At 68.3% G+C, this 14,553-nt stretch carries 14 protein-coding genes; 12 read left to right on the top strand and 2 right to left on the bottom strand.

What is annotated here, in order from left to right:
- Positions 1–81 precede the first annotated feature (81 nt).
- Positions 82–1,365, top strand: a complete 1,284-nt coding sequence (locus OG787_RS18525) for a geranylgeranyl reductase family protein (RefSeq protein WP_189151773.1) — start codon at positions 82–84, stop codon at positions 1,363–1,365.
- Between the two features lie 39 nt (positions 1,366–1,404).
- Here OG787_RS18525 and def read toward each other — a convergent pair whose 3' ends face one another.
- Complete coding sequence (gene def / locus OG787_RS18520; RefSeq protein ID WP_405535770.1) at positions 1,405–2,031, bottom strand: peptide deformylase; 627 nt, start codon at positions 2,029–2,031, stop codon at positions 1,405–1,407.
- Between the two features lie 143 nt (positions 2,032–2,174).
- Positions 2,175–3,029 (bottom strand): C40 family peptidase, encoded by an 855-nt coding sequence (locus OG787_RS18515; protein ID WP_369033581.1) that lies wholly within the window; start codon positions 3,027–3,029, stop codon positions 2,175–2,177.
- 726 nt (positions 3,030–3,755) lie between these two features.
- Here OG787_RS18515 and OG787_RS18510 point away from each other — a divergent pair.
- From OG787_RS18510 to nuoK, 11 genes are read left to right on the top strand one after another with little or no spacing between them, the layout of a single operon-like run.
- Positions 3,756–4,115, top strand: a complete 360-nt coding sequence (locus OG787_RS18510; RefSeq protein WP_005476348.1) for an NADH-quinone oxidoreductase subunit A — start codon at positions 3,756–3,758, stop codon at positions 4,113–4,115.
- Positions 4,116–4,129: 14 nt separating this feature from the next.
- Positions 4,130–4,684, top strand: a complete 555-nt coding sequence (locus OG787_RS18505) for an NADH-quinone oxidoreductase subunit B family protein (protein ID WP_053743379.1) — start codon at positions 4,130–4,132, stop codon at positions 4,682–4,684.
- On the top strand, positions 4,681–5,442 hold the full coding sequence (locus OG787_RS18500) for an NADH-quinone oxidoreductase subunit C (RefSeq protein ID WP_369033580.1): 762 nt from the start codon (positions 4,681–4,683) through the stop codon (positions 5,440–5,442). The genes OG787_RS18505 and OG787_RS18500 overlap by 4 nt, the downstream gene beginning before the upstream one ends.
- Positions 5,439–6,761, top strand: a complete 1,323-nt coding sequence (locus OG787_RS18495) for an NADH-quinone oxidoreductase subunit D (RefSeq protein WP_369033579.1) — start codon at positions 5,439–5,441, stop codon at positions 6,759–6,761. Before OG787_RS18500 ends, OG787_RS18495 begins: the two co-directional genes overlap by 4 nt.
- A 29-nt stretch (positions 6,762–6,790) precedes the next feature.
- A complete protein-coding gene (gene nuoE / locus OG787_RS18490; RefSeq protein WP_369033630.1) occupies positions 6,791–7,609 on the top strand; it encodes an NADH-quinone oxidoreductase subunit NuoE in 819 nt (272 codons plus the stop codon).
- Positions 7,606–8,955, top strand: coding sequence for an NADH-quinone oxidoreductase subunit NuoF (gene nuoF, locus OG787_RS18485; RefSeq protein ID WP_369033578.1), 1,350 nt, complete (start codon positions 7,606–7,608; stop codon positions 8,953–8,955). Before nuoE ends, nuoF begins: the two co-directional genes overlap by 4 nt.
- A complete protein-coding gene (locus OG787_RS18480; RefSeq protein WP_369033577.1) occupies positions 8,952–11,456 on the top strand; it encodes an NADH-quinone oxidoreductase subunit G in 2,505 nt (834 codons plus the stop codon). Before nuoF ends, OG787_RS18480 begins: the two co-directional genes overlap by 4 nt.
- Entirely contained in the window at positions 11,453–12,820 is a 1,368-nt protein-coding gene (nuoH, locus tag OG787_RS18475) for an NADH-quinone oxidoreductase subunit NuoH (protein WP_405535769.1), read from the top strand. The genes OG787_RS18480 and nuoH overlap by 4 nt, the downstream gene beginning before the upstream one ends.
- Complete coding sequence (nuoI, locus tag OG787_RS18470) at positions 12,813–13,415, top strand: NADH-quinone oxidoreductase subunit NuoI (protein WP_369033575.1); 603 nt, start codon at positions 12,813–12,815, stop codon at positions 13,413–13,415. The genes nuoH and nuoI overlap by 8 nt, the downstream gene beginning before the upstream one ends.
- Complete coding sequence (locus OG787_RS18465; protein WP_369033574.1) at positions 13,412–14,254, top strand: NADH-quinone oxidoreductase subunit J; 843 nt, start codon at positions 13,412–13,414, stop codon at positions 14,252–14,254. The genes nuoI and OG787_RS18465 overlap by 4 nt, the downstream gene beginning before the upstream one ends.
- Positions 14,251–14,550, top strand: coding sequence for an NADH-quinone oxidoreductase subunit NuoK (nuoK, locus tag OG787_RS18460; RefSeq protein WP_037929353.1), 300 nt, complete (start codon positions 14,251–14,253; stop codon positions 14,548–14,550). The genes OG787_RS18465 and nuoK overlap by 4 nt, the downstream gene beginning before the upstream one ends.
- Positions 14,551–14,553: the final 3 nt, after the last annotated feature.

Below are 14,553 nucleotides of genomic sequence, written 5' to 3'. Positions count from 1 at the left end.
GGTGATCAGTACTGCTGAATAGACTGCCCATGTCCAGTGCCGGTCGGCACACAGATTTGAGAGTCTTGGGGAGAACCCGCCGTGACCGAGCCCCTCTCCGAAAACACCGCCGATGTCATCGTGGTCGGGGCCGGGCCAGCCGGTTCCACCACCGCCTACTACCTGGCGAAGGCCGGACTCGACGTGCTGCTGCTGGAGAAGACCAGCTTCCCGCGCGAGAAGGTGTGCGGCGACGGCCTGACGCCCCGGGCGACGAAGCAGCTCGTCGCGATGGGCATCGACATCTCCGAGGAGGCCGGCTGGCTGCGGAACAAGGGCCTCCGCATCATCGGCGGCGGCGTCCGCCTCCAGCTCGACTGGCCGGAACTCGCCTCCTTCCCGGACTACGGCCTCGTCCGCAAGCGCGACGACTTCGACGAACAGCTCGCCCGCCAGGCCCAGAAGGCGGGCGCACGCCTGTACGAGCGCTGCAACGTCGGCGCCCCGATCACCGACGACCGCACCGGCCGCATCACGGGCGTGCACGCGAAACTCGGCGAGGACAAACGCGAGGTCACCTTCCACGCCCCGCTCGTGGTCGCCGCCGACGGCAACTCCACCCGCCTCTCCCTGGCGATGGGCCTGCACCGCCGGGAGGACCGCCCGATGGGCGTCGCCGTCCGGACGTACTTCACGTCTCCCCGCCACGAGGACGACTACCTGGAGTCCTGGCTGGAACTCTGGGACCGCCGAGGCGCCGAGGACCGCCTGCTGCCCGGCTACGGCTGGATCTTCGGCATGGGCGACGGCACGTCGAACGTAGGCCTGGGCGTCCTGAACACCTCGGACTCCTTCAAGGAACTCGACTGGCGCGAGGTCCTGAAGGCCTGGTGCGCGTCAATGCCGGAGGACTGGGGCTACACCCCCGACAACATGACCGGCCCGATCCGCGGCGCCGCCCTCCCCATGGCCTTCAACCGCCAGCCCCACTACACGAAGGGCCTGCTGCTCGTCGGCGACGCCGGCGGCCTGGTGAACCCCTTCAACGGCGAGGGCATCGCCTACGCCATGGAGTCCGGCCAGATCGCCGCCGACGTCATCGTCCAGGCCCACGCGCGGGCCACACCGGCCCAGCGGGAGATCGCGCTCCAGCGCTACCCGCGCGTGCTCAAGGACACCTACGGCGGCTACTACACGCTCGGCCGCGCCTTCGTGAAGCTCATCGGCAACCCGAAGGTCATGAAGATCGCGGCCGAACGCGGCCTGACCCACCCCTTGTTGATGAAGTTCACCCTGAAGATGCTGGCCAACCTGACCGACCCGACGGGCGGCGACGCGATGGACCGCATCATCAACGGCCTCAGCAAGGTGGCGCCGAAGGCGTGACCGGCAAGGTTTCCTTCAGCAGGTGAGGCCCTCCCAGGCTCAGGAGGTGAGGGCCTGCTGTTTGGCGGCCCGTCGCGCGAACACCGCCTCGCGACGGTCCGCCGCCTGCCGCAGCGCGTCCTTCCGCTCCCGCTTGGAGAGCCGGTCGAGATACACGTGCCCGTTCACATGGTCGGTCTCGTGCTCCAGGCACCGGGCGAAGTACCCCGTCCCCTCGACGACCAGAGGGTTCCCGTCCTGATCGAACCCGCGCACGACGGCACGGTCCGGGCGGGGTACGTCCATCATGGCCCCCGGCACGGACAGGCACCCCTCGCCCTCGTCGAGGAGGCGCCGGTCGCCGGCGTCGAGCGGCTCCAGCACGGGGTTGACGATGTGCCCGACATGGCGGACACCGTCGTCGTCGGGGCAGTCGTACACGAACAGCCGCAGATCGACGCCCACTTGGTTGGCCGCGAGCCCGGCTCCGTCGGCGACATACATGGTCAGGAACATGTCGTCGATGAGGGCCGCGAGTTCGGGCCCGAACTCGGTCACGTCCCGGCACGGCTTGTGAAGCACCTCTTCGCCGACTTCGGTGATCCGCCGCACGGCACCACGCCGCGCCTCGGGCGTGAGCCGCGGATACGAGTCGACGGGCCTGCCCTGTACGAAGACACGAGGCATCGCTGTCTCTCCCTCTGCTGTGTGGAGTACTCAGGAAGTACTGGGGCATCAGCCTCACACAGCCGTCCCCCGCAGGGGACGGAGACAGGCAACGGAGAAGGGCCGCGGCCGACCAGCGGCAGCGACCCTCGTCCACCGCTCGCTCAGAGAACGCGCACCGCACCCGTCGCCGGGTAGCCCGAAAGGTCCTGAATGACAACGCCCTTGGACGGGTTCGCCGCGTCCAGGTACTGGCCGTTACCGACGTACACCCCGACGTGGTACGCCGAACCCTTCGCACCCCAGTACAGGATGTCGCCGACCTGGATGTTCGACAGGGAGACCTCGGTGCCCTGCATCGACTGGTCCTGCGAGACCCGGGGGAGATCCACGCCGACCTGCTTGAACGCGGCCTGGACGAGGGAGGAGCAGTCCCACGCGTTGGGACCCGTGGCGCCCATGACGTAGGCGTCGCCCAGCTGCGCCTTGAGGAAGTCGATGACGGTCGCGACGCTGCCGCTCGCGGGGGCGGTCACCACCTGTGACGCCTCGGAGGCGGTGTCGGATGCCGCCAGCGTGGCGCGCTCGGCGGAGCGGGACACAGCGGCCTCTGCGGCCGCCTTGCGGGCGGCCTCGGCCTTCTTCTTGGCCTCCGCCTTCTGCTTGGCCTCCGCGAGGTCCTTCCTGGCCTCCTGGGCCGCCTTGGCGGCTGCGGCGTCACGCTCGGCCTGGAGCTCGTAGTTCGCGGCGGCCAGCTGCGTGGCGTCCGCGGACTCGGCGATCTGAGCGGCCAGGTCGGCCGTGAGGGTGGGCAGTTCGAGTGTCTGCGTCGCAGGCTGCTCGGCGGCGCTCGCCGCACTGGACGCACCAGCCACTGCCAGGGTGCTGAGAACGCCACCGGCGACTCCTGCGCGCATGGCCAACGACGAGTTGCCGGCACGCCGGGGCTTCCGGTGGCTTCGTATGTGAGCGGTAGCGGTGTGGGACATGGGTACTAGCGGTACCAGGGGCTCCTCCATACCTTCAAGAAACGTGTGCTGCGCCACAGTTGTTCAATGGAGCGCCCAAATTCCCCGAGTGTCACTCTTTATTGACGCCGTAACGGGCATTGCGGACACCAGCGATCATGCCTGTGATCATGCACTTTCATCGGTACGCCCGAATTGCCCGCTGCTTACCATCGGTTGCGGTCCGTGGCCAACCCCCGATCTTCACAGGCCTTCACGGGTGTGGCACAGGTCACGGAACGGTCACCGGTCGGGGTGCGTCCCGCGAGGGAATCGCCGACCCCCGCCGCTCGTGAACGCGTGCACGTGCATGAGGGCGTCCACATTCGCCACTCGCCCCCCTCCGATGTGTGAACGCGCTCCACTATCAAGCCGTCCCGTCCATCTCCAATTTGCATGCAGGGGAACTCTCTTGATATTGAGATGCCGCTCGTGACCAGCGGTAACCGGCAAAAATGTCACCTCTGGTGATCACGTGGACGCTTCGAGTGTGAAGATCACCGCTCATCCGACTTCATGATCCTTCGTCAGGTGGTGGAGATCACAAAGGTTCGGCAATACCCCGTGTCGCAGATCACAGACCGGCGGGCATAGGATGCGGGGCAGTTGGGCTTGTGACCTGCTTCACATGTTCTCGATCTTCGCCGGGACGGGCGGGGATCGCGGGGCGGACGGGGCGGGGACGCCGGCCCGATGCAATCGCCAGCAGTCAGTGCCGACTGAGAGGAGCGAGGAGCGGTGAACGCGTATGCGCCCATCCTCGTACTGGGAGCCCTCGGGGCAGGCTTTGCGATCTTCTCCGTGATCATGGCTTCGCTCATCGGCCCGAAGCGTTACAACCGGGCCAAACTCGAAGCCTATGAATGCGGGATCGAGCCGACACCCACGCCGGCCGGCGGTGGGCGATTCCCCATCAAGTACTACCTGACGGCGATGCTCTTCATCGTCTTCGACATCGAGATCGTCTTCCTCTACCCCTGGGCCGTCACCTTCGACGCCCTGGGTGTTTTCGGGCTCGTGGAGATGCTGCTCTTCGTGCTCACCGTCTTCGTGGCGTACGCGTACGTATGGCGGCGCGGCGGCCTGGAATGGGACTGAGGGGCCTCTAAGACATGGGACTCGAAGAAAAACTGCCGAGCGGATTCCTGCTGACCACCGTCGAGCAGGCCGCGGGCTGGGTACGCAAGGCGTCCGTCTTCCCCGCCACGTTCGGACTCGCCTGCTGCGCCATCGAGATGATGACCACCGGCGCCGGCCGCTACGACCTCGCGCGCTTCGGCATGGAGGTCTTCCGCGGCTCACCCCGCCAGGCGGACCTGATGATCGTGGCCGGCCGGGTCAGCCAGAAGATGGCGCCGGTACTGCGGCAGGTCTACGACCAGATGCCCAACCCCAAGTGGGTGATCTCCATGGGGGTCTGCGCCTCCTCGGGCGGCATGTTCAACAACTACGCGATCGTCCAGGGCGTCGACCACATCGTCCCGGTCGACATCTATCTGCCCGGCTGCCCGCCACGGCCCGAGATGCTGATCGACGCGATCCTCAAGCTCCACCAGAAGATCCAGACCTCCAAGCTCGGCGTGAACGCCGAGGAAGCCGCCCGCGAGGCGGAGGAGGCCGCGCTCAAGGCACTCCCCACGATCGAGATGAAGGGGCTGCTGCGATGAGTGACGCGAACGGCACCGGAGCAGGCGGGGCGAGCAACGGGGTCAACCCCGAGAAGGATCTCGCCGCCTCCAACCTCCCCGGCCAGCGTGGAGACGGCGGCGAGGAGATCCGCGTCCAGCGCGGCATGTTCGGTGCCACCAACGGCGGCGACACCTCGGGCTATGGCGGCCTGGTCCGCTCCGTCCGCCTCCCGGGAGCCTCGGCGAGGCCCTACGGGGGCTGGTTCGACGAGGTCGCCGACGAACTCGAGGGCGCCCTGGAGGAACAGGGACTGGTCCCGGAGAACGTGATCGAGAAGACGGTCGTCGACCGCGGCGAGCTGACGTTCCACGTCGAACGCGCGTACCTGCTCCGTGTCGCCCAGACCCTGCGCGACGACCCCGCCCTGCGCTTCGAACTCTGCACGGGCGTGAGCGGGGTCCACTATCTGAAGGACAAGGGCCGCGAGCTGCACGCCGTCTACCACCTGCGCTCGATCACCCACAACCGGCTGATCCGCGTCGAGGTCAGCGCCCCGGACAGCGACCCGCACGTCCCGTCCCTGGTCTCCGTCTATCCGACGAACGACTGGCACGAGCGCGAGACGTACGACTTCTTCGGGATCGTCTTCGACGGTCACCCGGCCCTGACGCGGATCATGATGCCGGACGACTGGCAGGGCCACCCGCAGCGCAAGGACTACCCCCTCGGCGGCATCCCCGTCGAGTACAAGGGCGCCCAGATCCCGGCTCCGGACCAGCGGAGGTCGTACACATGAGCACGCAGCACGCAACTCCGCGCGAGACCACCGAGGGCACCGTATACACGGTCACCGGTGGCGACTGGGACGAGGTCGTCCAGTCTGCGGCCCGTGCCGACGACGAGCGCATCGTCGTCAACATGGGCCCGCAGCACCCCTCCACCCACGGTGTGCTCCGCCTGATCCTGGAGATCGACGGCGAGACGGTCACCGAGGCTCGCTGCGGCATCGGCTATCTGCACACCGGCATCGAGAAGAACCTCGAGTTCCGCACGTGGACGCAGGGCACCACCTTCGTCACGCGCATGGACTACCTGACGTCCTTCTTCAACGAGACCGCCTACTGTCTCGCCGTCGAGAAGCTCCTCGGCATCGAGGACCAGATCCCGGACCGAGCGACCCTCATCCGCGTGCTCCTGATGGAGCTGAACCGGCTGTCCTCGCACCTGGTGTGCATCGCCACCGGCGGTATGGAACTCGGCGCCACCACGATCATGATCTACGGATTCCGTGATCGTGAAATGATTCTCGACATCTACGAGCTCATCACGGGCCTGCGGATGAACCACGCGTACATCCGCCCCGGCGGACTCGCCCAGGACCTGCCGCCCGGCGCGGTGGACCACATCCGCGAGTTCGTGAAGAAGATGAAGAAGAACCTTCCCGAGTACGACAAGCTCGCCACCGGGAACCCCATCTTCAAGGCCCGGATGCAGGACGTCGGCTACCTCGATCTGTCCGGCTGCATGGCCCTCGGCGCCACCGGCCCGATCCTGCGCTCCACCGGCCTCCCGCACGACCTGCGCAAGAGCCAGCCGTACTGCGGCTACGAGACGTTCGACTTCGACGTCCCCACCGCCGACTCCTGCGACTCCTACGGCCGCTTCCTGATCCGCCTGGAGGAGATGCGGCAGTCGCTCAGGATCGTCGAGCAGTGCCTGGACCGGCTACAGCCCGGCCCGGTCATGGTCACCGACAAGAAGATCGCCTGGCCCGCCCAGCTTGCCCTGGGACCGGACGGTCTGGGTAACTCCCTGGACCACATCAAGAAGATCATGGGCACCTCCATGGAGGCCCTGATCCACCACTTCAAGCTGGTGACCGAGGGTTTCCGCGTCCCGCCGGGACAGGCCTACGCGGCGGTCGAGTCACCCAAGGGCGAACTCGGGGTGCACGCCGTCTCCGACGGAGGCACCCGCCCCTTCCGGGTCCACTTCCGGGACCCGTCCTTCACCAATCTGCAGGCCATGGCGGCGATGTGCGAGGGCGGCCAGGTCGCCGACGTCATCGTCGCCGTCGCGTCCATCGACCCCGTGATGGGAGGCGTCGACCGGTGACCACCACCCCCGAGGGCGTCAGCCTGGGCATGCCCCAACTGCCCGCGCCCGATTACCCGGACGACGTTCGAGCCCGGCTCGAAGCGGACGCCCGCGAGGTCATCGCCCGCTACCCGGACTCCAGGTCCGCCCTGCTGCCGTTGCTGCATCTCGTGCAGTCGGAGGAGGGCCATGTCACGCGCACCGGGATGCGGTTCTGCGCGGACGTACTGGGCCTGACCACGGCCGAGGTCACCGCGGTCGCCACCTTCTACTCCATGTACCGCCGGGGACCCTCCGGCGACTACCAGGTGGGCGTCTGCACCAACACCCTCTGCGCGGTGCTGGGCGGCGACGCCATCTTCGAGACCCTCCAGGAGCACCTAGGCGTCGCCAACGGTGGGACGACCGAGGACGGCAAGGTCACCCTGGAGCACATCGAGTGCAACGCGGCCTGCGACTTCGCACCCGTGGTGATGGTCAACTGGGAGTTCTTCGACAACCAGACCCCGGCCAGCGCCAAGCGCCTCGTCGACGACCTGCGCGCGGGCGCCCAGGTCGAGCCCACGCGCGGTGCCCCCCTGTGCACCTTCAAGGACACCGCCCGCATCCTGGCGGGCTTCCCCGACACCCGGGACGGGGCCGTCGAGGCGAGTGGCAGCGCCGGCCCCGCCTCGCTGACCGGGCTCCGGCTGGCCAAGGGCGAGAGCCCCGCGCGCGTGGTCCACCCCCGGGGCGGCGCTCCCAAGGGCACGCGGCCGCACGACCCGTCGCCCGCCGAGCACCTCAGTTCGCACGACGCGCCGCAGGACACGGCGGCGTCCGACCCCTCCCACCCGGCGGGGCCCGTCACCGAGGAGGGGGAGTGATGACATTGGCACCCGAGATCAACGAGACCAGCCCCGAGAAGCTGCTCGCACCCGTGCTGTCGGCCTTCTGGGACGAGGACAGGTCCTGGACGCTGGACGTCTACCGAAGGCACGAGGGTTACGAGGGACTCCGCAAGGCCCTCGCGATGACACCGGACGACCTGATCGCGTACGTCAAGGAGTCGGGTCTGCGTGGCCGCGGCGGTGCGGGATTCCCTACGGGAATGAAATGGCAGTTCATTCCTCAGGGTGATGGAAAACCACACTATCTAGTTGTCAACGCCGACGAATCGGAGCCGGGAACCTGCAAGGACATCCCGCTCCTCTTCGCGAACCCGCATAGCCTCATCGAGGGCATTGTGATCGCGTGTTATGCCATCAGGTCTTCGCATGCCTTCATCTATCTGCGCGGTGAAGTCGTACCAGTGCTGCGGCGGTTGCACGAGGCCGTACGTGAGGCCTACGCGGCGGGCTATCTCGGCAAGAACGTGCTGGGCAGCGGACTCGACCTCGAACTCACCGTGCACGCGGGCGCGGGCGCGTACATCTGTGGTGAAGAGACCGCACTGCTCGACTCGCTCGAAGGCCGCCGGGGTCAACCGCGGCTCCGTCCCCCCTTTCCTGCCGTCGCGGGGCTCTATGCCTGCCCAACTGTTGTGAACAACGTCGAGTCGATCGCGTCGGTTCCCGCGATTCTCCAAAAAGGAAAAGAATGGTTCCGCTCGATGGGCAGCGAGAAGTCCCCGGGCTTCACGCTCTACTCGCTCAGCGGCCATGTCACCAACCCGGGCCAGTACGAGGCCCCGCTCGGCATCACGCTCCGTCAACTCCTCGACATGAGCGGCGGGATGCGCGCCGGCCACCGGCTGAAGTTCTGGACACCGGGCGGCTCCTCGACACCGATGTTCACCGACGAGCACCTCGACGTCCCTCTTGACTACGAAGGAGTGGGCGCCGCGGGTTCCATGCTCGGCACGAAAGCACTCCAGTGCTTCGACGAGACCACCTGCGTCGTCCGCGCCGTCACCCGCTGGACCGAGTTCTACGCCCACGAGTCCTGCGGCAAGTGCACGCCCTGCCGCGAAGGGACGTACTGGCTCGTGCAGTTGCTGCGCGACATCGAGGCCGGCAAGGGCGCCATGTCCGACCTCGACAAGCTGAACGACATCGCCGACAACATCAACGGCAAGTCCTTCTGCGCCCTCGGCGACGGCGCCGCCTCGCCGATCTTCTCCTCCCTCAAGTACTTCCGCGAGGAGTACGAGGACCACATCACGGGCCGGGGCTGCCCCTTCGACCCGGCCAAGTCGACGGCCTGGGCCGACCGCACGGAGGTGAACGCATGACGGTGACCACGAGCGCCCCCTCCGGAGGAGGCGACGCGGCGGTCCCGCCGGAAGATCTCGTCTCGCTGAGGATCGACGGCATCGACATCAGCGTGCCCAAGGGCACCCTGGTGATCCGCGCCGCCGAACAGCTCGGCATCGAGATCCCGCGCTTCTGCGACCACCCCCTCCTCGACCCGGCCGGCGCCTGCCGCCAGTGCATCGTCGAGGTCGAGGGCCAGCGCAAGCCCATGGCGTCCTGCACGATCACCTGTACGGACGGGATGGTGGTGAAGACTCACCTCACCTCGCCCGTGGCCGAGAAGGCCCAGCACGGTGTGATGGAGCTGCTGCTCATCAACCACCCGCTGGACTGCCCGGTCTGCGACAAGGGCGGCGAGTGCCCTCTCCAGAACCAGGCCATGTCGCACGGCCAGTCGGAGTCCCGCTTCGAGGGCAAGAAGCGGACCTACGAGAAGCCGGTCCCGATCTCCACGCAGGTGCTGCTCGACCGCGAACGCTGTGTGCTGTGCGCCCGCTGCACCCGCTTCTCCAACCAGATCGCGGGCGACCCGATGATCGAGCTGATCGAGCGCGGCGCGCTCCAGCAGGTCGGCACCGGCGAGGGCGACCCCTTCGAGTCGTACTTCTCCGGGAACACGATCCAGATCTGCCCGGTCGGCGCGCTGACCTCGGCGGCGTATCGCTTCCGCTCCCGCCCCTTCGACCTGGTGTCGTCGCCGAGCGTGTGCGAGCACTGCTCCGGCGGCTGCGCCACCCGCACCGACCACCGGCGCGGCAAGGTCATGCGGCGCCTCGCGGCCAACGAGCCCGAGGTCAACGAGGAGTGGATCTGCGACAAGGGACGCTTCGGCTTCCGGTACGCGCAGAAGCCCGACCGGCTCCAGACCCCCCTCGTACGCAACGCCGCCGGCGTCCTGGAGCCCGCCTCCTGGCCCGAGGCGCTGGAGGCGGCGGCCCAGGGACTCCTCGCGGCCCGCGGCCGTGCGGGCGTTCTCACCGGTGGCCGGCTCACCGTCGAGGACGCCTACGCGTACAGCAAGTTCGCGCGCGTGGCCCTCGACACCAACGACATCGACTTCCGCGCGCGCGTGCACAGCGCCGAGGAGGCCGACTTCCTCGCCGCCCGGGTCGCCGGACGCGGACGCGACCTCGACGGTACGGGTGTCACGTACACCTCCCTGGAGAAGGCACCCGCGGTCCTCCTGGTCGGGTTCGAGTCCGAGGAGGAGGCGCCCGGCGTCTTCCTGCGGTTGCGCAAGGCCTGGCGGGGACACGGGCAGAAGGTCTACTCGCTCGCCACGCACGCCACCCGCGGCCTGGAGAAGGCCGGCGGCACGCTGCTGCCCGCCGCCCCCGGCACCGAGACCGAGTGGCTGGACGCGCTCGGCAGCGGGTTCGGACTGGAGGAGAGCGGGGCGAAGGCCGCCGAGGCGCTGCGCACCGAGGGCGCGGTGATCGTCGTAGGGGAGCGGCTGGCCGCAGTGGCGGGTGGGCTCACCGCCGCCGTACGGGCCGCCTCCACGACCGGCGCCCAGCTGGTGTGGATCCCGCGCCGGGCCGGGGAGCGCGGCGCCGTCGAGGTGGGTGCGCTGCCCTCGCTGCTGCCGGGCGGACGTCCGGCGACCGACCCGCGCGCGCGGGACGAGGTCGCCGTCGCCTGGGGTGTGGCCGAGCTGCCGCACCGCTTCGGCCGTGACACCGGCCAGATCGTCGAGGCCGCCGCTGCGGGCGAGTTGCGGGCCCTGGTGGTCGCCGGCGTCGAGGTCGCCGACCTGCCCGATCCGGCACGCGCGCGTGACGCCCTGCACGAGGTGGGCTTCCTGGTGTCGCTGGAACTGCGGCCCAGCGAGGTCACCGAGCACGCCGACGTCGTACTCCCGGTCGCCGCGGTCGCCGAGAAGGCGGGCACCTTCCTCAACTGGGAGGGCCGGGCCCGTCTCTTCGACGCCGCGCTCAAGCCCGACCAGATGACCCGCCGTCTCGCACCGCCCGACGCGCGTGTGCTCCAGATGCTGGCCGACGCCATGGACGTACACCTGGGCCTGCCGGACCTGCGGACCGCGCGGCAGGAACTGGACCGGCTCGGGGCCTGGGACGGGGCGCGGGCCACCAACCCCCTGGAGATCGGCGCCCAGTTGCCGCGCCCGGCCGCCGGAGAAGCGGTGCTCGCGGGGCACCGGCTGCTGCTCGACCAGGGGCGTCTCCAGGAGGGCGACGACGCGCTCGCCGGGACCCGGCATGCCGCCCACGCGCGCGTGTCCGCACCCACGGCCGCCGAAGCCGGTGTGAAGGACGGCGACCTGCTCGCCGTGACGGGTGCCACCGGGACGGTCGAACTGCCCCTCCAGGTCACCGAGATGCCCGACCGCGTGGTCTGGCTGCCCCTGAACTCCACCGGAGGCGGCGTCGCCTCCGACACCGGGGCGCTGCCCGGCGCACTCGTCCGCATCGGCCCGGCGACGCTCGCCTCCGAGGCCCCCAAGGAGGTGGAGGCATGAGCAGCCCGTACCTCGCCGCTGAAGACCTCTCCATGTTCGGCACCGACCCCTGGTGGCTGGTCGTCGTCAAGGCGGTCTTCTGCTTCGCCTTCCTGATGATCACCGTGCTGTTCTCCATCGTGTGGGAACGCAAGGTCGTCGCCTGGATGCAGCTGCGCATCGGCCCGAACCGGCACGGCCCCTGGGGCATGCTCCAGTCGCTTGCCGACGGCATCAAACTGATGCTCAAGGAAGACCTGATCGTCAAGCGTGCGGACAAGGTCGTCTACATCCTCGCGCCGATCGTCGCGGCCATCCCGGCCTTCATGGCGATCGCGGTCATCCCCTTCGGACCGGCCGGCAACGAGGTGTCGATCTTCGGCACCCGTACGACGATGCAGCTCACCGACCTGCCGATCGCGATGCTCTACGTCCTCGCGGTCGCCTCGGTCGGCATCTACGGCATCGTGCTCGCGGGCTGGAGCTCCGGATCCACCTACCCCCTGCTGGGCGGGCTGCGGTCCTGCGCGCAGATGATCTCGTACGAGATCGCCATGGGTGCCGCGTTCGCCTCGGTGTTCCTCTACTCCGGGTCGATGTCGACCTCGACCATCGTCGAACAGCAGCACGACCGCTGGTACATCGTCCTGCTGCCGGTCTCCTTCGTCATCTACATCATCACGATGGTCGGCGAGACCAACCGCGCCCCCTTCGACATGCCGGAGTCCGAGGGCGACCTGGTCGGCGGCTTCAACACCGAGTACTCGTCCATCAAGTTCGCGATGTTCATGCTCGCCGAGTACGTCAACATGGTGACCGTCTCGGCCGTGTCGGTGACGCTCTTCCTGGGCGGCTGGCGGGCCCCCTGGCCCATCAGCACCTTCTGGGAGGGCGCCAACCACGGCTGGTGGCCGATGGCCTGGTTCGTCCTCAAGGTGCAGCTGCTGCTGTTCTTCTTCATCTGGCTGCGCGGCACCCTCCCACGCGTCCGCTACGACCAGCTGATGAAGCTCGGCTGGAAGGTCCTCATCCCGGTCTCGCTGGTCTGGCTGATGCTCGTCGCGACCGTACGGACCCTGCGCAACGAGAACTACGACTTCGCCGACATCGCCCTCTACGTCGGCGGCGGTGTCCTCGTCCTGCTCCTGCTCTCCTTCGTGGCCGACATGTTCCGCGACCGGGGCAAAGCACCGCAGACGGCCGACGACGAGCCCGTCGCCTTCGACCCGATGGCGGGCGGATTCCCCGTACCGCCACTGCCGGGACAGGAGGCACAGACGGTGCCCCGCAGGCGCCCGCGCCGCGAGCGCGAGTTGATTGTCAGTGGTGGACCGGATACTGGCAGTGACGGATCTCTGGATGGAAAGGAGGCGTCCGATGGCTGAGGAACCCAAGGAGACCAAGCCCGGTTTCCAGAACCCCGTGGCCGGCTTCGGCGTGACCTTCAAGGCCATGTTCAAGAAGCGGCTGACCGAGCAGTACCCCGAGCAGCAGAAGACCACCGCCCCACGGTTCCACGGACGGCACCAGCTCAACCGCCATCCGGACGGCCTGGAGAAGTGCGTCGGCTGCGAACTGTGCGCCTGGGCCTGCCCCGCGGACGCCATCTATGTGGAGGGCGCCGACAACACCGACGAGGAGCGCTACTCCCCGGGCGAGCGGTACGGCGCGGTCTACCAGATCAACTACGCCCGCTGCATCCTGTGTGGCCTGTGCATCGAGGCGTGCCCCACGCGCGCGTTGACGATGACCAACGAGTTCGAGCTGGCCGACAGCAGCCGCGCCAACCTCATCTACACCAAGGAACAGCTGCTCGCCGGACTCGAGGAGGGCATGGTCGACTCGCCCCACTCGATCTTCCCGGGCACCGACGAACAGGACTACTACCAGGGGCTGGTCACCGAGGCCGCACCCGGCACGGTGCGTCAAGTGGCCGTCTCCAAGGGCGAGAAGCCCGAGGAAGAGGGGGTGGGGGCATGAGCGCACAGCTCGCCGCCTACTCCACCTCCACTGGTGAGGCTTTTCAGTTCTGGGTGCTCGGTACCGTCGCAGTGGCCGGCGCCCTGTGCACCGTCTTCATGAAGAGGGCCGTGCACAGCGCGCTCTGTCTCGCCGGAACCATGATCATCCTGGCGGTGTTCTACCTCGCCAACGGCGCCTACTTCCTGGGCGTCGTCCAGATCGTCGTCTACACCGGCGCGATCATGATGCTGTTCCTCTTCGTGGTCATGCTCGTCGGTGTCACCGCCGCGGACTCCCTCAAGGAGACCATCAAGGGCCAGCGCTGGCTGGCCCTGGTGTGCGGGCTCGGCTTCGGCATCCTTCTCGTCGCGGGTGTCGGGAACGCCTCCCTGACGGAGTTCACCGGCCTCGGCCAGGCCAACGCGAACGGCAACGTGGAGGGCCTCGCCGGCCTCATCTTCACGAAGTACGTGTTCGCCTTCGAGATCACCGGCGCCCTGCTGATCACGGCCGCCGTCGGCGCCATGGTCCTCACGCACCGCGAGCGCACCGAGCGCGCCAAGACCCAGCGCGAGATGGCCGAAGAGCGCGTACGGGACGGCAAGCACCTGCCGCCGCTGCCCGCCCCCGGCGTCTACGCCCGGCACAACGCGGTGGACATCCCGGGCCTGCTGCCCGACGGCACCCCCGCCGAGCTGTCGGTCATGCAGACGCTGCGTCAGCGCGGCCAGATCCGCGATGTGTCCGCCGAGGCCATCAGCGACCTCAAGGCCCTGGAGCAGCGCTCCGAGGACCGCCTGGAGCGTACCAACAGCGGCCCGGGCAAGGGCTCGAACAGTGGGGAGGCGTCGAAGTGAACCCGGTCAACTACCTCTATCTCGCCGCCCTGTTGTTCACGATCGGCGCCACCGGCGTGCTGATCAGGCGCAACGCGATCGTCGTCTTCATGTGCGTCGAGCTGATGCTCAACGCCTGCAACCTCGCGTTCGTCGCCTTCTCCCGGATGCACGGCAATCTCGACGGCCAGGTCATCGCCTTCTTCACGATGGTCGTCGCCGCCGCGGAGGTCGTCGTCGGGCTCGCGATCATCGTGTCGCTGTTCCGTTCCCGCCACTCGGCCTCGGTCGACGACGCCAGCCTGATGAAGCTGTAAGGG

The sequence above is a fragment of the Streptomyces sp. NBC_00075 genome (assembly GCF_045041225.1).
GTDB classification, from domain to species: Bacteria; Actinomycetota; Actinomycetes; order Streptomycetales; family Streptomycetaceae; genus Streptomyces; species Streptomyces adonidis.
The sequence above is the reverse complement of the archived record's forward strand: the minus strand, read 5'-3'. Positions and strand labels throughout refer to the sequence as shown.